This is a genomic window from Vibrio sabulosilitoris, assembly GCF_055391395.1.
On record NZ_AP029599.1, the window covers coordinates 1149358 to 1170527 of the forward strand.

The following is a 21170-nucleotide window of genomic DNA, read 5'->3' on the forward strand; positions in this document are numbered from 1 at the left end:
ATGGAAACGATTTTTAGTTGGCTGGAGAGTTTCGAGCTCAATGAACAGACTGTGTTCCTTTCTTTGACCCTAGTCTCAACAGTACTAGTGGTCTTAACCGTATCGGTCTTGCTCGTTGGAACACGTAACCCTTTACAAGACAAGTTAGACACGCTCAAGAGTGACGATAGCGGATTAGGTACACAGAAAAATCAACGCCTGGAAAATACTCTTGAGTCGTTGGCACCGATAATGGCGCCAAGCAGTGGTAAAGAGCGGGAAAGTGTCAGGCATCGCCTGATGCATGCGGGTTATCACAACGCTAGTGCATTGAATATCTTCTACGCCCTAAAAGGAATTGCTTTGTTTAGTGGTGGAGCCATTGCTGCCATGCTGTATTTCCTGCGTCCGGATATGTCCAATGTGGAGCTTTGGATGATTGCCAGTGTCGCCGTCGGGCTCTATTTACCGAATGTGGGACTAAACCGTTTAGCAGACAAACGTCAGTCAAAAATGCGAGCGGGTGTTCCTGACGCTCTGGATTTACTCGTGGTATGTACCGAATCGGGTCTCGGTTTCAACGCCGCTCTGCGCCGCGTAGCGGATGAGCTGGTCATTTCTCACCCTGATTTGGCCGACGAGTTGGACACGGTTTGTGTCAAGATAAAAGCTGGTTTTGAGATGTCCGATGCGTTTCAGGATTTGGTGACGCGAACGGGCTTAAAGGATATATCGGGCCTGGCGTCTATGTTAGCTCATGCCAACAAAATCGGTGGTAGCTTATCGCAAACCCTACGCGAATACATTGATGACTACCGTGATCGTAGAAACCAAGAGGTGGAAGAGATTGCAGCGAAGATCCCAACCAAGATGATTTTTCCATTGCTGATGTTTATTTGGCCATGCTTCTTTATCGTCGCCGTTGGCCCTTCTATTCTCTCTTTGACAGCAACGTTGGGTAAGTAATAAGGACAAACTATGAAAACTATACAGATAGGATGTATAACCCTAGTCATGTTATTGGCTGGCTGTGCCAATACCAACTCAGATTCTGCCTCGGCGCTAGATACGTCCCTGTATGAAGGCAAGCCGATCGACTCAATCGCAGGTAAAACGCCGTCAACCAGTGAAATAGAAGCCATTCAGCGTGGTGACCAAGCATTGAGTGAGGGTAACTATGACCTTGCGCTGTACGAGTATATTCGCTCTCTATCCTTTGATGATGCGGCAATGAAAGACCAATCGCTCTACCAGATTGGTCGAATACATCAAGCGAGAGGCAACGGGCCATTAGCTGAAAAGGCGTATTTACAAGCGGTAGAAGAAAACCCCAATAACGCACAGGTTCTTGAACAACTTGGTGTACTTTATACCAAGTCTGGGGATGTTGTTCTGGGAGAGACCTACTTCTATCGTGCCATCAATGCAGACCAAATTCGTCAAGGCCATAATGTCTCGATCAAGGTCCAGGATGAGGATAGAGGTATTAAAGTAAACGGTTTGGTGATTGACCGACAGTCTCCTCTAAAGGCCTACTCTGGGCTTGGGGTGATTTATGATGTTGAAAAAGAACATGACCTAGCACAGGTGTTCTACCGTAAGGCATTGCAAATCGATTCGGCTTCTGTCAATGCACTGATTAATACCGGGTATTCCTTCTATATGTCCGGCGATTATTCCGCAGCGCGACGTTATACCTTGTCCGCTCTGGATAAACAGCCTGACAATGAGAAAGCTTTGAACAACCTCGCCCTGATTTATCTGGGTGATGGCGAGATCAAGCGTGCCTTGAATGTTTTTCAGCAACAGATGGATGTGGCTGAGGCGTTAAATAATGTCGGATATTTCCTCATGCTTCAGGGTAACTATGAGCAAGCCATCCCATATTTAGAACAGGCGATCGATAAGAAGCCTACCTACTATAAGGTTGCCAATGAGAATCTAGCTCGAGCCTTAGAGAAGGTAAGAGAGGCGAATTTAGTCGTCGCCCAAACCAATGAATAATCCCTGCCCCCAAAGGCTAGCTTTGGGGGCTTTTCTCTTTACCACATCTGCGTGATCAGGCCGCTGACAGAAAAGAGCGCGACCATCCAAACGATCGGCAACTTTTTGTGCTTAAGCAAATAAAGACCGGCAACCACCAAGGCAAAATCTACTCCGGATAAAACCGCACTGGTGAAGACAGGTTGATACAGCGCTGACAGCAGCAAGCCAACGACTGCAGCATTGACCCCTTTTAGAGCGCCCGATACCTTGGGTATGGCGGCCAGTGCGTCCCAATGCTTTAACACGCCCAGTAGTAGCAAGAAACCTGGCAAAAAAACTGCTAGGGTAGCCAACACTGCCCCCCAGATAGGTGCAGTTGGTAGCAGGTCATAGCCGAGGTAAGTCGCAAAAGTAAACATCGGCCCTGGTACGGCTTGAGCCGCGGCGTAGCCAGTTAAGAAGGTATCGGGACCTAGCTGCTCACCCACTAAATTTTGTAGTAGGGGCAGGACCACATGACCGCCACCGAAAACCAAGCTGCCTGCTTGGAAGAAGCTATTGAACAGGTTCAACTCTGGAGTGAGGTGGGCGATAAATGGCAGACCCGCAAATAAGGCGAAGAAAAGAAGCAAGGGTGACCAACTCGCGGTAAAGCGCACATTGCTTTTTGGCGCCTCACCTTGCAGGGTTTGCATTCCGATGACTGCGGCAATCATTAACACAATGATTTGAGTGGCAATACTTGGCAAGATAAGTAAGGCGAGCGCAGTAAACACAAACAGGCTAAGCCCCACTTTGCTCTTGCAAAAATTGTTATACATTCCAAAGGTCGCATCAGCAACCACTACAACGGCGAGCAGTTTTAGCCCATGAATGACAGAGTCAAACCAGGTTAAGTCTGAGAGCTCGGCACTTAAGGTGGCCAAAACCAACATAATGATCACAGAAGGCAATGTGAAGCCAATAAATGCCAGCCCCCCCCCGATGAGCCCGGATTTCTTATAGCCTACCGCAAAACCAACCTGACTGGAGCCGGGGCCTGGCAAGAATTGACTGAGCGCTACCAATTGAGCGTATTCATCATCAGTAAGCCATTTTAGCTTTTCAACGAAGGTCTTGCGAAAGTAGCCAATATGAGCCGCAGGCCCACCAAAGCTCACCCAGCCGAGCAGAAAGAAAGTTTTAAACAGGGAAAACATGATCCAGAGTCTCTTCTCAAATTAGTTAGTGCACACCTTAAAGAATGGATTAAAATTACTCAAATTAATGCTTTTAATACATTGTATGAATCAAATGGGATTTACCAATGAATCAGTTCAATTGGAAAGGCGTTGACCTCAATCTGCTGGTCGCCTTTCAAGCCCTTTACCAGACGCGCAGTGTCAGCCTCGCTGCAGAGCAGTGCTTTGTCAGTCAATCTGCCATGAGTCATACCTTACAGAGAATTCGTCACCTGTTTGCCAATCCGATGTTTGAGCGCGTGGGCACACGCATGGAGCCAACACGGCGTGCAATTGAGCTTGCACCCAAGGTTGACTTACTACTTAGCACCATTCAGTACGAGTTTTTAGCTCAAGGCGAGTTTGTTGTTGATGCATTTAAGGGGGTGTGCAAAATCGGTTTAACGGATTATGCAGAGCAGTTGTTTGCCCCTGCTTTGTATGATGCTATCAAGAGTCAGGCGCCGCAAGCACAGGTGAGTTTCTTCAATGTCAATCGTAGCAATTACCACGAGATGGTTGAGCGTCATGAGATCGATGTCGTCATCGGCAGTATCGAGAAAGCCCAGTCAAGGTATTGCTCAGAGCGGCTTTATACCGAGCAACACTTATGCTTGTTTGACCCCAAAATGGTGCGTTTTTCCGACCCTGTTTCATTAGAGGAGTTTATTCAAGTAGAGCAGGCTCTGGTGAGCCCGGATGGGAACTTACAAACTATGGTGGATGCTTTGCTGGCGCAGCAAGGCATAAGCCGCCGGGTCGGAGTAAGCTCTCGTCACTTTTTAACCATCCGCCGCCTGCTTTCAGGGCGAGAGTTGGTGTGCACAGTACCAAAGCGCTTTGCTGAAATGGAGATGGACAATCATGCGCTTAAAGCGGTTAAGGCGCCGATTGAAGTTGCCGATTTTGATATTCAACTGCTGTACCTCAAATCTCGCCAACATGAAGAGCCGCTAAAATGGTTAATTGAGTGTGTGCGAGCTGTGGTCAAGTGAGTCACTTCCTGTCGGGGTCTGCGCTGCAGTTGTATCCCAACCAGAACTGAGTTTTTATCTGCGGTTGATATTCTGGGTAGTGGCTTGCTCTCTGGTAACCTTTGTAGGTGAGTGAGCCAAGAGAAATCAGGGCAACAGCGATCAGTATAAACCCCAGGCGGTGAGATTTTTTTTCCGTGCTTGGGGGAGATGGGTGCAGTGCCCCCCAAAAAATCGCACAGCTCAGCACGGCTAAGAGCTGACTGAGCGGTGAGTCTAGTACCCCCGAGACTAGGCTATAGGCTAGTCCCGCCAAGAGTGTTGCCCCAGCGACACGAATGCGGGTGCTGGTGGCGCGTAAGGTAACCAGCAGTGCCTTACCGCTCAATAATACGTAGGATATCGCTGCCAATACCCCCCAATGAACCAGAACATTGAGAACCGAGTTGTGTGGCCGGCCAAACTTATCGCTATCACAAACAAAAGCTTCACCTCCCAACCCCCAAAAGTTGCTCATCGACAAGGTCTCTTTCCACAGTTGAAGGCGGGCAGACTCCTTAATCTCCTCTGAGACAAGTTCAAAAGTGTGGCCAAGCAGGAAGCTTGGCAAAGGGTAAAGAAAAATCTTGCTGACTATAAAGCCGATTAATGCGCTCTGCCACATAAGTTGCCACCACAGTTGGCGATTTGGTTTATCTGCGTAGATGAGCAGCAAAGACGCACCGAGCAAGGCGACAACTGGCCCTCGTGCGTTGGTGGCGGCGATAATAGCACAGTGGAGAATGAGTAAACTACGGGTGAGAAGAGTACTGTTTCCTTGCCGCGTTTGGAGAATAACCAGGTAGGCTATTGGGATCACGAGCCAGATCTGTACCTGATTGAGAAAGCGCGGATTGACAAAGCTTAGCACCGTTGACTGGCTGACATTGAGTCCCTGTCCAAGCCGCATCCAGAAGCCAAGAGCAACACTTAAAAATAGCAACACACTGATCCAACAAAAGTACAGCCAAATCCTATTTCGCTCACGATAGGCGATAGGCTGAAGGGTAAACAGCAGAGCCGTTAAACCAATCAAATATAGCCAGTGTGTTATAGCGCCAAATGGATAGACAGCAAACAGGGTAGCAATCAGGCTAGAAGAAAAAAACACGCCAACTAGGCTTTGTGTCGTGAGAGTGAGTGATTGCCAACTGGCGACAATAGACTGTCTAACCAAGGGGATTAGCGCTATCGCCATGAGGCTGAGACCGATCACCGCCATGGCAAAAAAACGCTTACTGTCATAGAGGAGTAAGGTCTCCTCACGGGCTATAAACGGGTTGAAGGCAAAAAGCGCGATGCCCATTAACAACAGGATTAGCAGATTGGTTATCAGGGTGTGTTGCTGTCTCATACTTTCCCTAGTGTTTGCCAGTAACTAGGCATAAGTCTAGGAAAGTATGAGACTTAGTTCTTTAAGAGCGCGAGTTTTTAGCTAAGATGTCGCGTCACTGAGTCACGACGCACTAGGGTAGGCGTGTAGCAAATTGAATCTTGATTACTTTGATCATCGTGAGCCAAGGCCAGGGCAAGCTCGGCAGCCTTTTCTGCCATCATAGCGATAGGGTAGCGCACGGTGGTCAGTTGTGGGTAGACGTAGCGGGCGATCAAGCCATCATCAAAGCCGACAATCGACAGCTGATCAGGCACAGATATGCTGTTTTCCTGGGTGATCGACAGCGCGCCTGCGGCGATATAGTCGTTGTACGCTACGACCGCAGTCATATCGAGTGACTTACTCAGCAGGGTAGTCATCGCCTGCTCTCCACCTTCACTGTTCGGCTCACAGTATTCGATATAAGAGCTATGCAGCTCGATACCATTGTCTTTGAGCGCCTCTCGATAGCCTTTAATCCGCTCTTCGGCATCGTCAATTTGATGCGTTGAGGAGATACAAGCAATTTTGCTATGACCCTGTTTGATCAGGTGTTCGGTAGCCAGGTAGGCACCACGATAGTTATCCAGCGAAATGCAGCGCTCTGCGATCTCAGGGATGGTGCGATTGATCAGTACTAAGCCTTTGACTTCTCGGGCATAGGCGATCAACTCCTCATCAGTCAAGCCCTTAGAGTGGATCACCAGCGCATCACAGCGACTATTGATCAGCAGTTCAATCACGCGGCGCTCACTCTCAGCATCGTGGTAACCGTTACCAACTAGGATGTGCTTGTCATTTTGATGGGCGATACGGTCGATGGACTTAAGCATCACACCAAAAAAGGGGTCCGAGACATCACTTACCAGCACACCAATGGTGCTAGAGCTCTTACTAACCAGTGCTCTGGCTGTGGCATTAGGGCGGTAACCCAGCTTTTTCATCGCTGCACTCACCACATCGATGGAGTTTTTGCTCGCTTTCGGCGAGTTGTTAAGAACCCGAGAGACCGTGGCGACAGAAACACCTGCTTCTTTCGCGACATCCTTGATGGTAGCCATTGGTTCTTCTCCCTTATGTTTTGCGCATCTTGAGGTTAATTGGGTATAGCTATTACAACCTAAGTGTAACAACAGAGCAATAATAGAAATGAAAAAAATATCTTATAATATATATCATTGATAATTATCAACTTAACAATATGGAAACGTTGACATATAAAACATGTATATGTTGTGCATGTTTTAAAGTGTAGATACACTGAGCAAAAATGCACCGCAGAGGACTTTTTTCCATGTTAAACATCACTGACCGAAAGGTTGAAGAGGGCATTACCCCGGTATTGCGACTTGGCTTTCGACCTTTTTTCTTACTGGGTAGCCTCTACGCCATCGTGGCTATCGGGCTTTGGGTATGGATGTTTCGCACTGGAGCCCCCTCGCAGCTGTCCGTTCCTCCACTGTGGTGGCATGTACATGAAATGATGTTTGGTTTTGGTATGGCGATTGTTGCTGGCTTTGTGCTGACGGCAGTGCAAAATTGGACGGGAATACTTGGAGTTAAGTCTTACCGGCTAGGGTGGCTTGTTACCCTGTGGCTTATGGTGCGAGTATTATTCTGGACACCAGCCCCTTTGTGGCTAGTGGCGACAATTGAGGCGGCTTTCTTGACTTTGACTGCATTTGAAGTTGGTAGCCGAGTGTTTAAGGCTAAGGGTTGGCGCAACCTCTTTTTTGTTCCGCTATTCTTACTTGCCATCGCAGCCAACTTTGCCAGTTATGCGACGATCAAGGGAGTCGCCCCGTTCAGTGCCTCGGTGGTTTGGCAAGCGATGCTGTGGTGGTTCGCCTTGCTTCTTTCTGTGATGGGGGGGAGGGTTATCCCTTTTTTTACTGCGCGACGGCTTGAGTTTAGTAAGCCACAGCCATTGCTTTGGCTAGAGTGGCTCAGTAACCTGCCTTTGATTGGATTGTTTATTTTAAGCTTTTTCCCTCTGAGCTATCTCCAACTCGCCCCCACCCTAATGCTTTCAGGTGGCCTGTTTCAGCTTGCGCGTGTGTTACGTTGGCGACCATGGTTAACCTTAAAGGAGCCGCTGCTGTGGTCATTGCAACTGAGTTATTTGTGTTTACCAATTAGCTTGGTGCTGCGTGGCGCTTGGGACAACCTCGTAGCACAGCACGCACTTATCCATTTGTTTGCGATTGGTACGTTTGGCGGTGTTATCTTATCGATGATTGCTCGCGTCACTATGGGGCATACTGGGCGCGCCATTTATCAAGGCCCCTCGATGAGTCTGGCCTTTGCTGCCATCATCGCTGCCGCATTGTTCCGCAGCCTTGGGACCGCCTTGTATCCTGAGCTGATGTTGCGCTGGATAGAGTTAAGTGCTGGCTTATGGGTGTTGGCGTTTAGCCTATTTGTGGTGAAATTTGCCAGAATGCTCTATACACCAAGAGTGGATGGGCATCCTGGCTAATAGGTTACTTGCGGAATAAGTAGCAAAGCTTTGAGTGTTGTTGTTGAATATACTGTTCAACGCTTTGCACTTGTGAAGCGGATAGCTCGAGGCCGACCTTGGTACGACGCCACAAGATATCCTCGGCATTATAGGCCCACTCAGTGTTCATCAGGAAGTCGACCTCGTGCTGATATAAACTGCCACCAAAGTGCTGTCCCATGTCCTCAACCGATTTGATCCCCTCGAGAAGTTGCTTGACCTGCGAGCCATACTGCTTGGCATAGCGAGCAAGCTGAGTCTTTTCAACAAAACGGTAACGCACCTCAAGCTGCAGGGTATAGCTGCGAAGGTCAGTATCTAAATCTCCCCCAAACAGTGGCTCGGCGCACTCTAGTGGTGGGGCGATATGACGAAAATAGGGCGTGAGCTTGTCGATGGCCGTTTGGGCCAGTTTGCGATAGGTGGTGAGCTTACCACCAAATACTGACAGCAGCGGCGCTTCATCCAACTCTTGCTCTAACTCTAACGTGTAATCGCGGCTGATCGCCTGCGGTGAGGCTTCTTCGTCATCACACAGAGGGCGTACCCCACTAAAGGACCAGACAATATCGTCACGCTCAATACCCTGCACAAAATGCTGGCCAATGATATCGATCAGGTAGTCAATCTCATGGTCTGAGATAGCCACATCGCGTGGGTCGCCATGGTACTCTTGGTCGGTGGTGCCAATCATGGAGTACTTGTCGAGGTAAGGGATCACAAACACAATTCGTCCATCTTGGTTTTGCAAGATGTAGGCTTCATCACTGTCGTAGAGCTTGGGCACCACGATATGGCTACCCTTAATCAGGCGAACATTATGCGGGGACGGGTTGGTTAAATGGTGATCATAAAAGTGTTTAACCCAAGGACCGGTTGCGTTGACAAGTGTTTTGGCAAAATACGTTTCTTTGCGCTTGGTACGCAAATTATCAACCCAAACCTTCCATAAACCTTGCTCGCGCTGCGCACTCACCACGCGAGAGTAGTTTTGCACCACCGCACGATTATCTCGAGCCGTCTGCATGTTGGCTAAAACCAAGCGCGCATCATCAACCCAACAGTCGGAATACTCAAAACCAATACGGATATCAGGCTTGAACAAGCCTGTCTCACTCAGGTTGACCCGCTTGCTACTGGCTAATACTGAGTCTTCACGACCAACCACAGGATATTTACCAAGGGTATCATAGAGAAACAGACCGGCACGTATCATCCATGCCGGGCGCAGAAACGGCCGATGGGGTAGGCGAAAGCGCATTGGAAAAGAGAGGTGGGGCACCTTCTTAAGCAGGATTTCCCGCTCAGCAAGCGCCTCTGCCACTAAACGAAATTCATAGTGCTCTAGGTAGCGTAGTCCACCGTGTATCAGCTTGGAGCTTGCCGAAGACGTCGATGAGGCAAAGTCTGCAGCATCAAAAACACCGACCGATAAGCCGCGAGTCGCGCCTTCCGCTGCAATACCGGCACCGTTAATCCCCCCACCAATGACCAAAAGATCAAGTGGGTTGCCTGGGTGTGCATAAGGGTTGTTCAATCCATTCATTCTGTAGTGCCTAATCTTGTGTCATCCGCAGCCATTTTGACGTGAACGAATTAGGGGTATCGCTTACGTAAAAACACCATGGATATGGAGACCTGTAGTCAGTATATTGAAAACGTTTTCAGGCTAACCGTGAGCAACCCAGTGTTTTGGCTTGAAGCTGCGGCTCAATATTCATTTTTGCGAGACTGAGCCAGTGAAAACTTACTTTGGTTTTATTGGTTATCACCACTTTCTAACTCGGCCCAAACCCGGGCACACTTGATGGCCCGCTGCCAACCTGTATAGCGCTGCTGACGCTTAGTGTCATCGGGGTGTGGTTCGAAACAGGTATCGATATCCGCTTTGTCTCTGAGCACATCAATATCGGGCCAAAAATCCACTGCCAGTCCCGCTAGGTAAGCCGCGCCGAGTGCCGTGACTTCGGTGATCTTAGGTCTTATCACTTTACAGTCGAGCAGATCGGCTTGGTATTGCATCAAGAAGTTGTTGGCAACCGCCCCGCCATCCACTTTGAGGGTGCTGGTGCTTAGTGCCGCATCGGCTTGCATGGCATTGAGAACATCATAGGTTTGATAGGCGATGCTCTCTAATGTGGCGCGGATAATGTGATTGCTGCTGGTACCGCGGGTGAGGCCGACAATGGTGCCACGCGCATAGGCATCCCAATGTGGCGCGCCCAGGCCAGTAAAGGCGGGTACCACATAGACACCGTTTGAGGAGTCAACTTTAGTCGCAAAATACTCACTGTCTTTGGCGTCGGCAATCAGCTTCAGCTCATCTCGCAGCCACTGGATAGCTGCTCCGCCCATAAACACCGAGCCCTCGAGCGCAAAGCATGGCTTTCCTTGGCTATCACAAGCGAGGGTGGTCAGCATCCCATTTTGAGACACCACCTTCTCTTTGCCCGTGTTCATCAACAAAAAACAGCCTGTCCCGTAGGTGTTCTTGGCTTGCCCTGGCGAGACACACATCTGACCGAACAGCGCTGCTTGCTGATCGCCCGCAATACCAGCGATGGGGATTCGAGTACCGCCCTTGCCACCGATATTGACCTGCCCGTACAGGGACGAAGAGGGTTTAACCTCTGGCATCATACTGGCCGGAATGGTGAAGAGATCAAGCAATCGCGGGTCCCACTCGAGCGTGTTGATATTAAACAGCATGGTGCGTGATGCATTGGTGTAGTCGGTGGCATGCACTCGCCCTGCCGTCATTTTCCATACCAGCCAGGTGTCTATGGTGCCAAACAATAACTCGCCAGCCTCGGCTTGCTCTCGAGCCCCTTCGACGTTATCCAAAATCCACTGCACTTTGGTGGCAGAAAAGTAGGGGTCAAGCACCAGGCCGGTTCTATCGCGGATCTCTGGTTCCAGTCCTTGTTTCTTCATTGTCTGACAGATTGCCGAGGTGCGCCGACACTGCCATACAATGGCGTTATGCACGGGCTTGCCAGTGTGCTTATTCCACACCACGGTTGTTTCACGCTGGTTGGTAATGCCGATCGCTGCGACTTGATCGCTGCGAATTTCAGACTTAGCAAGCGCTTCGACCAGAGTAGCGCTTTGGCTTGCCCAGATCTCTAGCGGGTCGTGTTCTACCCAGCCAGCGTTAGGATAGATTTGGCTAAACTCGCGCTGTGAGGTAGCGACAATATTGGCATCATGGTCGAGAACCACGGCACGCGAGCTGGTGGTGCCCTGATCAAGAGCAACGACATAACGAGGGGTGGAGATAGCATTGACTGGCATAGGCACATCCATACTTAATTCATCATTGAGTAAAGTATGCACCGAACTGGGTCATTCTACAGGGGAAGGGGAGAAAACTGTTGCAATAGACGAAAAAACGGCCTCATCGCGAGACCGTTTTGTGATATTCAATAGGCAGTTGTTTACTGCATGAACAACCTAATTAGTTGTTTTTGTGCAGCTCGCTGTTCAGCTCAACCGCTGACTTGTTCGCCAGACACTCAATTTGACCAGTTACCGAGTTACGACGGAACAGTAGGTCGGAAACACCGGCAAGGTCACGCGCTTTAACCACTTCCACTTCGTTGCCCGTAGAGTCAAGCATGCGCACTTTTGAGCCAGCAGTCACGTAAAGACCAGATTCAATCGTACAACGGTCACCCATAGGGAAGCCAAGACCTGCGTTAGCGCCAAGTAGTGAGTTCTCACCGATAGACACAACCACTTTGCCGCCGCCCGATAGCGTGCCCATGATAGAGGCGCCACCACCGATATCTGAGCCATTACCAACCACAACGCCGGCAGAGATACGGCCTTCAACCATGCTCACGCCAGTGGTACCTGCGTTGAAGTTGATAAAGCCTTCGTGCATGACTGTGGTGCCTTCGCCTACGTGTGCGCCAAGACGCACGCGAGAGGTATCTGCGATACGCACGCCTGTTGGTACCACGTAATCCACCATTTTCGGGAACTTATCCACGCAGTCTACGCTGAGCGCACGACCCGCTAGGCGAGCTTCGATTTGGCGATCAGCTAGCTCAGGCAGATCGATTGGGCCTTCGTTAGTCCATGCAATGTTGTGCAACAGGCCAAAGATGCCATCAAGTACTGTGCCGTGCGGTTGAACTAGGCGGTTTGAGATAAGTTGCAGCTTAAGGAAGCCCTCAGCAACGCTCTGTGGCTGCTCATCAGTCGCTAGGATAACCAGCACCAATGGCTGCGCTGATTGCGCCGCTTTTTCAGCAAAAGACGCGTTAGCCGCATCGCCATTTGCAGCAAAAGCTGTTGCTAGCTCAGCTGCTTGCTCAGCAGAGATTTCAATAGCCTGGTTACCTTGCTCGTAGCCTGCAACGCTAGCAAGTGCTTGAACAAGTTCGTCAGCAGGGTTAAAAACAGGGTTTGGAAAAAACGCTTCGATGATTTTACCGTCACGGTTTTTGGTTGCCGTACCGAAGGCTAGAGAGAAGTAAGCCATGATTGAATCTCCATGTATCAATTCGTTGTTGTATGAGCCCAGTGTAAATGTTTGCCAGCACTCATCAGTTGAGAGCCATCTTAAATACACACCGACAGACTTTAAAGACCCTAAGCACTTAAAGTCCGTAAATGAATACCATCTGTCTTTTTAGCGATAGGTTTGTCTATTCAGCAAAACACGGGACAAAAAAAGGGTGCGAGGTGCGAGTACGGGCGTTGCCCTACGGAGAGCGAGGAGTTCAGCGTCAGCTGTACATATATTCGACAGATGGGCATACAACACCCGCTAAAACTCTCGCTTCTCGCAGCGCAGCGATCTCGAATCTCGCCTCTTGTTCAAAACAAAAAAGCCCGAAGAAAACTTCGGGCTTTTATCGTTAAGACTTTACTTGCTAATGCTAAAACTGATTGGCGTTGGTGCTTTTTGCACCGATTGTTTTATAACTTTCCAACCAAGGCACCAGTTGAGCGCTGGTGCGAGACCCTTACTTAGCTAGGTCTTCTGCGTGCTCAGATAGGAACGCTGCAACACCTTTTGGTGATGCGTCCATACCTGATTTACCTTCTTCCCACTGTGCAGGACATACTTCGCCGTGCTTCTGGTGGAAGTTTAGAGCGTCTACCATGCGTAGCATCTCGTCGATGTTACGGCCTAGTGGTAGGTCGTTAACAACTTGGTGACGTACTAGACCGTCTTCGTCGATTAGGAAAGAACCACGGAAAGCAACGCCTGCTTCTGGGTGCTCAACATCGTACGCTTTACAGATTTCGTGCTTAACGTCAGCAACTAGTGGGTACTTAACTTGACCGATACCGCCATCTTCGATAGCAGTGTTACGCCATGCGTTGTGAGAGAACTGAGAATCGATTGATACACCGATAACCTCAACACCTTTAGCTTGGAAGTCAGCTAGGCGGTTATCGAAAGCGATCAGCTCTGATGGGCAAACGAAAGTGAAGTCTAGTGGGTAGAAGAAAACAACCGCTTTCTTACCTTTAGTGAACTCTGCAAAGTTGAAGTTATCAACGATTTCACCGTTACCTAGAACCGCTGCTGCAGTGAAGTCTGGGGCTTGACGACCTACTAGTACCATTTTTTTGCTCCTAAAAAATTGTTTTATTCCAAACCGTTAATTATCAGGTGTTGGTTTGGGTCTCGTTTGTACGGGACAAATACTAGTACAAAAGTTAATATAGAAAAAAGCGAATTAAATAGATTGAGTTAATCGAAAAAAGCGATAGTTAAACCTATGCCGCCTGCGATGTTAGCTCGGTTACAAATTGATGATATTTACCTGACATTCCTATGAATAAGTGGCCCAGTTTAAAGCAGATCCATTACCTGATCACCCTGCACGAAACCCGTCATTTCAGCGAGGCCGCTGAAAAGTGTTTTGTCAGTCAATCGACGCTGAGTAAGGGGATCCAAAACCTCGAAGAGCTGATTGGCTGTCCGCTGTATGAGAAAAAAGACAAAAAGAGCCCGCTGGTGTTCACCCATGCCGGTGAGCTAGTGGTTGAGCATGGTCGTGAGCTTCTTGCCAAGGGGCAAGATATCGTCGAGCTTGGCTATCTGTGCCAGGGTGACTCGATGCAAGGTCAATTGCGCGTCGGTTGTATCCCAACCATTGCACCGTTTTTACTCTGTGATTTGGTCCAAGAGGTCAATGCCCGCTACCCACAGCTGGACTTGCTGCTGCGAGAAGACACGACGACTAACTTGTTAGCGGCGCTGCGCCAAGGCTCGCTGGATGTGCTGATCTTGGCCTTGCCGGTGGATATCGACGAGATGCACAGCCGTATCGTGGGCGAAGATCCGTTTAAGATGATCATCAGCCGCAATCAGGCCGATCAGATCACCGCTCCCATCCGTTACGATGATTTGCCCAATGAGTCGGTATTCTTACTCGAAAAAGAGCACTGCTTGACCGAGCATGCCGTGTCCGCGTGCGCACTGACCGAGAAAGAGAAGATTAACCCATTTAGCGCCACTAGCTTGCACACACTTGTGCAAATGGTGGCTAACGGCCTTGGCACCACTTTTATCCCACAGATGGCGATTGAGCACGGCTTGCTCGATAACCAAAACTTGGTCATCGTCGATCCACCTGGCCAAGAGGCTTATCGTAAGATTGGCCTGGTGTGGCGCCCAAGCTCCTCGCGCACGGCGACCTTTGATGAGTTGGCCGAGGTGGTCTCTGAGCTTCTATAACTTGCACACAGCCAGCAAGCCCAAATATGCTTAGTTTTTTCGCGTAGGAGGCACACAATGTGCCTCTGAAATGAGTCAAGTTAGTCGCATTCAGCACATTTCACCCTAGTCTCATGCCAGTATAAATCTAATTTTCCAGTTATTATGCTGAGTTTTCTGTTCCGATTGGTTTTTTTAACTATCTGTGATTTTTTTATTGTCAAATTTCACAGCTTTTCTGTGGGGAAGTTTTCATAAAATTGTGAAATTTCACAATGTTAATTTTACACTCATTACGGATACGCTCGCTCATTGTCTACCCCTTCATAATTGCAAAACCTCTCTAAATTACAGTGCCTTGTCAAACGTGCTACAAATCATATCGATGCGGTAGGTAATTCAGTAGCAGGATTGGTGTAATTAAATTACGTAAGTCTTACTAAATAAGTCGATTAGGCAAGGCATTAGAACAGACAATACAAAACTTCAAATTTAACTTTTGATTAACTTTGAAGGTTTTCCTTTTTCGCCCTTTGATATAAGGTTTTACTATGTCAAGCAAGCTAAATTAGCACCTAAGGTATGACGACTAAAAAGGATGAAAAGTGAGGTTTTACTCAGTAGTCGCGGTGTCGATATCGAAGGAAAGGATAATAAAAATGTAGTTTGTAAGTTACAAATGAAATCTGACTAAGGACGACGGATCATGTTAACGCAACCGACCTCAAGCAACTCAAACAGTCACGCCCAAGATAACCCACCTATGGTCTCGCTAACGCACAGCCTAAGTATCGAGCATCAAGGAATATTTCCCGAGCAAGCGCAAGTCTTCTTAACTCAGTTGTGCGCACGATTCGCCGGTCGAGTCGACGAGTTGCTTGTCGAGCGCGAAACTCGTCAGCAGGCGATTGATAATGGACTATTACCAGACTTTAACCCCGACACCGCAGATATTCGCGAGGGAAGTTGGAAGATCATGGGTATCCCTGCCGATCTGCAGGACCGACGAGTGGAGATCACCGGTCCCACTGATCGTAAGATGGTCATTAACGCTCTCAACGCCAATGTTAAGGTGTTTATGGCCGACTTTGAGGACTCAATGTCGCCCGCTTGGACCAAAGTACTCGATGGCCAAGTAAACCTGCGCGATGCGGTGCGCGGTGAAATCGACTACACCAACCCAGATAATGGTAAGCACTATCAACTGTCTGACGATCCGGCAGTCTTGATTTGCCGCGTGCGTGGTTTGCACTTAAAAGAAAAGCACGTTGAATTTAACGGCGCCATCATTCCCGGTGCACTGTTTGATTTCGCTTTGTACTTCTACAACAACCACCAAGCCTTGCTAGCTAAGGGCAGTGGTCCCTACTTCTATTTACCCAAGCTACAGTCGCACCATGAGGCCAAGTGGTGGAGTGAGGTATTCCACTTTACTGAGGATTACTTTGGCCTTGATACCGGAACGATCAAAGCCACAGTGCTGATCGAGACCTTGCCGGCCGTGTTTGAGATGGATGAGATCCTATTCGCCCTCAAAGAGCACATTGTCGGGCTTAACTGTGGGCGTTGGGATTACATCTTTAGTTACATCAAAACCCTGAAAAAATACCCTGAGCGCATCTTGCCTGACCGCCAGGTTGTCACCATGGATAAGCCTTTCCTAAATGCATATTCGCGCCTGTTGGTGCGCACCTGTCATAAGCGCGGTGCGTTTGCGATGGGCGGTATGGCGGCGTTTATCCCTGCCAAAGACCCACAGCAAAACGAGCAGGTGCTCACCAAGATCCGCAACGACAAATCCCTTGAGGCCAACAATGGTCACGATGGTACATGGGTCGCTCACCCAGGCCTTGCCGACACGGCTCGAGAGATATTTGATGCCACACTTGGCGAGCGTACTAACCAGCTTGATGTGCTTAGGGACACCGATGATCCAATTACTGCCGAGATGCTGCTTGAGCCTTGCCAGGGCGAGCGCACCGAGCAGGGCATGCGCCACAATATTCGCGTCGCTTTGCAATACATCGAGGCCTGGATCTCAGGTAATGGATGTGTGCCTATCTACGGCTTGATGGAGGATGCGGCCACCGCAGAGATCTCACGCGCCTCAATCTGGCAATGGATCCAGCACGAAAAAGCACTCGATAACGGGCAAGTAGTGACTAAGGACTTGTTTGAGCAGTATCTGGCTGAAGAGATCGAGGTGGTTAGACAGGAAGTGGGCGAAGCCCGCTACCAAAGCGGTCGCTTCACTGAGGCTGCTGCGCTGATGGCAAGACTGACCACCAGCGACGAGCTGACCAACTTCTTAACCGTACCGGGATACGACTATTTAGATTAACCATAACTATAACCACCATAAAGGTGACACTGAACTCGCTTTAGTTTCGTTCACGAAATCATTGGTACTGCGAGCAATAACTAACATGAAATGAAAGAGGGAACGACCATGACACTTACTCGCCGCCAACAAATTGAAGCACTAGAAAAAGACTGGGCAGAAAACCCACGCTGGAAAAACGTTAAACGCACCTACACCGCAGAGGAAGTCGTCGAGCTACGTGGCTCTATGGTGCCGGCGAATACTATCGCCCAGCGCGGGGCGGACAAGCTTTGGTCACTGGTCAATGGCAGCGCGAAAAAGGGCTATGTGAACTGCCTTGGCGCGCTAACTGGTGGTCAAGCAGTGCAGCAAGCCAAAGCAGGCATCGAAGCGATTTACCTATCAGGCTGGCAGGTAGCAGCAGATAACAACACCGCCTCGACCATGTACCCAGACCAATCGCTTTACCCGGTAGACTCTGTGCCTTCTGTGGTGAAACGCATCAACAACTCGTTCCGCCGCGCAGACCAAATCCAGTGGTCAAATGGCAAAGCGCCGGAAGATGAGGGTGGTGTTGATTACTTCTTGCCTATCGTCGCCGATGCGGAAGCGGGCTTTGGTGGTGTGCTCAATGCTTACGAGCTGATGAAATCGATGATCGATGCAGGAGCGGCTGGTGTGCACTTTGAAGACCAGCTGGCTTCAGTGAAAAAATGCGGTCATATGGGCGGTAAAGTATTAGTACCAACTCAAGAAGCTGTACAAAAGCTAGTGGCAGCACGTTTGGCAGCAGACGTAGCGGGCACCACTACTTTGGTTATCGCGCGCACCGATGCCAATGCGGCTGACTTACTGACTTCCGACTGTGATCCGTACGATCAGGACTTTATCCAAGGTGAGCGCACGCCAGAGGGCTTCTACCGCGTTCGTGCGGGTATTGATCAGGCGATCGCACGTGGCTTGGCCTATGCGCCATACGCAGACCTTATCTGGTGTGAGACCGCTAAGCCATGCCTTGAAGAAGCGCGTAAATTTGCTGAAGCAATCCACGCTGAGCACCCAGAGCAACTGCTAGCGTATAACTGCTCGCCATCGTTCAACTGGGAGAAGAACCTTGATGCGGAAACCATTGCTAAGTTCCAACAAGAACTAGCGAACATGGGCTACAAATACCAGTTCATCACCCTAGCAGGCATTCACAACATGTGGTTCAACATGTTTGAGTTGGCTCACGCGTATGCACAAGGCGAGGGTATGCGCCACTATGTTGAAAAAGTGCAACGCCCTGAGTTCGAAGCAGCAGAAAAAGGTTACACCTTTGTCGCGCATCAACAAGAGGTGGGCACCGGCTACTTTGACCGTATGACCAACACGATTCAAGGTGGCAACTCCTCTGTCACGGCGTTGACCGGCTCAACAGAAGAAGACCAATTCTGATGGTAGCCGATTAATCATCGTGACCTGATAACCGCGCGGTTGGCTTACTGCCAAGCGCGCGGTTTTCTTTTATACTGCCCATAACATGGAACGACGAGTCTAGGGCATGCTGCCGTTAATTTACCACCCCATCTATTCCCAACTGCCACTGCCCGAAGGGCATCGTTATCCGATCAATAAGTATCGTTACTTGCACCGCGCCGTACAAAAGCGCTGCAACGCTGATCCTCACTGGGACGCTCAAGTGGCCTTTTTCCAACCACAAGTGCTCGAGCTTGAGGTCGTCAAGCAAACCCACAGCTCTGATTATGTCGATGCGTTGGTTTCAGGAGATATTGCTGCTGCCAAGATGCGTCGAATTGGCTTTCCCTGGAGTGAGCAGTTGATCACCCGAACTCTTACCTCAGCCGCGGGCACTGTGCTAGCGATGGAGAAAGCGCTAGAAACTGGTCGGGCGATTCATTTAAGTGGTGGCTATCATCATGCGCATGCGGATTTTGGCAGTGGTTTTTGCCTGTTCAACGATTTGGTGATTGCCGCGCAGCAGGCACTAGAGCGTGATGAGATTGGCACCGTGCTGATTGTGGATAGCGATGTCCATCATGGCGACGGCACGGCTACATTGTGTGGCAATAATCCCGATATCATTAGCTTGTCTTTTCATTGTGAGAAAAATTTTCCCGCCCGTAAGCCGGCTTCGGATTTGGATGTGCCATTAGCGATAGGGACACAAGATGATGAGTTTTTGAACAGCTTTGAGCAGGTGGTGCGAATGGCGATAAATTTGCACCAACCAGACATGATTATCTACGACGCTGGAGTGGATATTCACCAATCTGACGAACTCGGCTATCTGTCTATCTCGGCACAAGGCATCTTACATCGAGACAAACTGCTGTTTGAAATCGCCAGTCAGGCAGGTTTACCGGTCGCCACGGTGGTCGGTGGGGGCTATCGCACTAATCATGATGACCTGACGGGGTTGCATTTAGGCCTAATAGAGGCTGCGCTTGCCCCATAATGTTTCTCAATAATATCCACTTGCACTGGTAGTGCGCAGTGTATGCACCTATCTCTAAGCAAATTCTTCATTTTGGTTCAATAGAGTCAATATTGCACCAAGCTGAGGCAGTGATGGTGGAGGTTAAAATGCAGTTAATGAGGTGCCCCCTGTTTTATGTCCTTATAAATCAATGCTTTAAGTTTTGATTCTAACTCTAAGACAATCTGGCACCGTTTTTGTAATCCATTGAATGAATAACAATTCACTTTGATGGAGTATCCTCTATGAACAAGAAGTTCAACTTATCGGTAGCAGCACTGTGCACCTCTTTAACCCTTTCTTGCGGTGCGGCTTTCGCTGCAGACGACACAATTAAAGTCGGCGTTCTGCACTCGCTATCAGGCACGATGGCGATTAGTGAAACCACACTGAAAGATACCGTGTTGATGCTAGTTGATGAGCAGAACAAAAAAGGCGGCCTGCTAGGCAAAAAGCTTGAGGCAGTTGTCGTTGACCCAGCGTCTAACTGGCCAATGTTTGCGGAAAAAGCCCGTGAGCTGATCGAGAAAGAGAAGGTCGACGTGGTGTTTGGTGGCTGGACGTCGGTATCGCGTAAGTCGATGCTACCAGTCTTCGAAGAGCTCAATAGCATTCTTTTCTACCCAGTACAGTACGAAGGTGAAGAGTCATCGAAAAACGTATTCTACACAGGTGCCGCGCCAAACCAGCAAGCTATCCCAGCGGTTGATTACCTGATGGAAGAGCTGGAAGTAGAGCGTTGGGTACTGGCGGGGACGGACTATGTTTACCCACGTACAACCAACCGTATCCTTGAGGCATACCTAAAAGCTAAGGGTGTCGATGAAGCCGACATCATGATCAACTACACGCCATTTGGTCACTCAGATTGGCAATCAATCGTTTCAGACATCAAGCGCTTTGGCTCGGAAGGCAAACAGACTGCCGTTGTCTCTACCATCAATGGTGACGCGAACGTACCATTCTATAAAGAGCTCGGTGCGCAAGGTGTGTCATCGGAAGACATCCCGGTTATCGCTTTCTCGGTCGGTGAAGAAGAGCTATCTGGTATGGATACAGAGCCACTAGTCGGTCACCTAGCCGCTTGGAACTACTTCATGAGCGTCGATACTGACCAAAACGAAGAGTTCGTCGAAGCTTGGCACAGCTTTATCAAGAACGAAGACCGCGTCACTAACGACCCAATGGAAGCGCATTACATCGGCTTTAACATGTGGACTCAAGCGGTCACCATCGCAGGTACCACTGACTCTGAAGCCGTTCAAGATGCGATGATCGGCGTCTCAGTACCAAACCTATCAGGTGGCTACTCGACTATGATGCCTAACCACCACATCACTAAACCAGTACTGATTGGTGAGATCCAAGACGATGGTCAGTTTGATATCGTATGGGAAACTACCGGTCTAGTCGCAGGTGATGCCTGGTCTAAATACCTTCCTGAATCGGCCAAGCTGTACTCGAGCTGGTCTAAGCCATTCTCTTGTGGCGCATTCAACATCGAAACCAAGACATGTGCAGGCGGTAACTAATCCCTGACTGTTACGGCGCCTCAGGCCTTGAGGCGCCGTTATTCGTGGTACCCAAGCAAAAAGAACATGGTAGGCCAAAAG

At 49.3% G+C, this 21170-nt stretch carries 16 protein-coding genes; 9 read left to right on the forward strand and 7 right to left on the reverse strand.

All coding sequences use genetic code 11. The annotated features are described in order from the left end of the window. Positions 1-945, forward strand: a complete 945-nt coding sequence (locus ACZ5R2_RS05530) for a type II secretion system F family protein (RefSeq protein WP_464901359.1) — start codon at positions 1-3, stop codon at positions 943-945. A 12-nt stretch (positions 946-957) separates the two neighbouring features. Then, positions 958-1983, forward strand: coding sequence for a tetratricopeptide repeat protein (locus tag ACZ5R2_RS05535; RefSeq protein ID WP_464901360.1), 1026 nt, complete (start codon positions 958-960; stop codon positions 1981-1983). A 38-nt stretch (positions 1984-2021) separates the two neighbouring features. On the opposite strand, the gene chrA is transcribed toward ACZ5R2_RS05535, so the two are convergent. After that, complete coding sequence (gene chrA / locus ACZ5R2_RS05540) at positions 2022-3164, reverse strand: chromate efflux transporter (RefSeq protein WP_464901361.1); 1143 nt, start codon at positions 3162-3164, stop codon at positions 2022-2024. A gap of 107 nt (positions 3165-3271) precedes the next feature. Here chrA and ACZ5R2_RS05545 point away from each other — a divergent pair, with 107 nt between their 5' ends. After that, positions 3272-4180: a LysR family transcriptional regulator gene (locus ACZ5R2_RS05545; protein WP_464901362.1), complete on the forward strand. Its 909-nt coding sequence runs from the start codon at positions 3272-3274 to the stop codon at positions 4178-4180. Position 4181: 1 nt separating this feature from the next. Here the strand turns inward: ACZ5R2_RS05545 and ACZ5R2_RS05550 are convergent, their stop codons facing one another. After that, complete coding sequence (locus ACZ5R2_RS05550) at positions 4182-5552, reverse strand: O-antigen ligase family protein (protein ID WP_464901363.1); 1371 nt, start codon at positions 5550-5552, stop codon at positions 4182-4184. Between the two features lie 77 nt (positions 5553-5629). Further along, positions 5630-6634 carry a substrate-binding domain-containing protein gene (locus ACZ5R2_RS05555; RefSeq protein WP_464901364.1) on the reverse strand — a complete coding sequence of 335 codons (1005 nt, stop codon included), beginning with the start codon at positions 6632-6634 and terminating at the stop codon, positions 5630-5632. Positions 6635-6867: 233 nt separating this feature from the next. Between ACZ5R2_RS05555 and ACZ5R2_RS05560 the strand changes: the two genes are divergently transcribed. Beyond that, positions 6868-8052: an NnrS family protein gene (locus ACZ5R2_RS05560; protein WP_464901365.1), complete on the forward strand. Its 1185-nt coding sequence runs from the start codon at positions 6868-6870 to the stop codon at positions 8050-8052. Between the two features lie 4 nt (positions 8053-8056). Here the strand turns inward: ACZ5R2_RS05560 and glpD are convergent, their stop codons facing one another. The 4 genes from glpD to ACZ5R2_RS05580 all read right to left on the reverse strand — a co-directional run bounded on the left by glpD (position 8057) and on the right by ACZ5R2_RS05580 (position 13658). Next, positions 8057-9619, reverse strand: a complete 1563-nt coding sequence (glpD, locus tag ACZ5R2_RS05565) for a glycerol-3-phosphate dehydrogenase (protein WP_464901366.1) — start codon at positions 9617-9619, stop codon at positions 8057-8059. A 212-nt stretch (positions 9620-9831) separates the two neighbouring features. Beyond that, a complete protein-coding gene (gene glpK / locus ACZ5R2_RS05570) occupies positions 9832-11367 on the reverse strand; it encodes a glycerol kinase GlpK (RefSeq protein WP_464901367.1) in 1536 nt (511 codons plus the stop codon). A gap of 163 nt (positions 11368-11530) precedes the next feature. Beyond that, positions 11531-12562, reverse strand: coding sequence for a 2,3,4,5-tetrahydropyridine-2,6-dicarboxylate N-succinyltransferase (dapD, locus tag ACZ5R2_RS05575; RefSeq protein WP_464901368.1), 1032 nt, complete (start codon positions 12560-12562; stop codon positions 11531-11533). 487 nt (positions 12563-13049) lie between these two features. Then, the gene (locus ACZ5R2_RS05580; RefSeq protein WP_438459007.1) at positions 13050-13658 is read right to left on the reverse strand and encodes a peroxiredoxin C; all 609 of its coding nucleotides are present in this window, start codon (positions 13656-13658) and stop codon (positions 13050-13052) included. 212 nt (positions 13659-13870) lie between these two features. On the opposite strand from ACZ5R2_RS05580, the gene ACZ5R2_RS05585 reads away from it, so the two are divergent. The 5 genes from ACZ5R2_RS05585 to urtA all read left to right on the forward strand — a co-directional run bounded on the left by ACZ5R2_RS05585 (position 13871) and on the right by urtA (position 21089). Then, on the forward strand, positions 13871-14776 hold the full coding sequence (locus ACZ5R2_RS05585) for a hydrogen peroxide-inducible genes activator (RefSeq protein WP_438459006.1): 906 nt from the start codon (positions 13871-13873) through the stop codon (positions 14774-14776). Between the two features lie 742 nt (positions 14777-15518). After that, entirely contained in the window at positions 15519-17096 is a 1578-nt protein-coding gene (gene aceB / locus ACZ5R2_RS05590) for a malate synthase A (RefSeq protein WP_464902314.1), read from the forward strand. Positions 17097-17204: 108 nt separating this feature from the next. Then, positions 17205-18515: an isocitrate lyase gene (gene aceA, locus ACZ5R2_RS05595; protein WP_438459005.1), complete on the forward strand. Its 1311-nt coding sequence runs from the start codon at positions 17205-17207 to the stop codon at positions 18513-18515. 106 nt (positions 18516-18621) lie between these two features. Continuing rightward, positions 18622-19536, forward strand: a complete 915-nt coding sequence (locus ACZ5R2_RS05600) for a histone deacetylase family protein (RefSeq protein ID WP_464901369.1) — start codon at positions 18622-18624, stop codon at positions 19534-19536. A gap of 266 nt (positions 19537-19802) precedes the next feature. Next, positions 19803-21089, forward strand: a complete 1287-nt coding sequence (urtA, locus tag ACZ5R2_RS05605) for an urea ABC transporter substrate-binding protein (RefSeq protein ID WP_464901370.1) — start codon at positions 19803-19805, stop codon at positions 21087-21089. Positions 21090-21170: the final 81 nt, after the last annotated feature.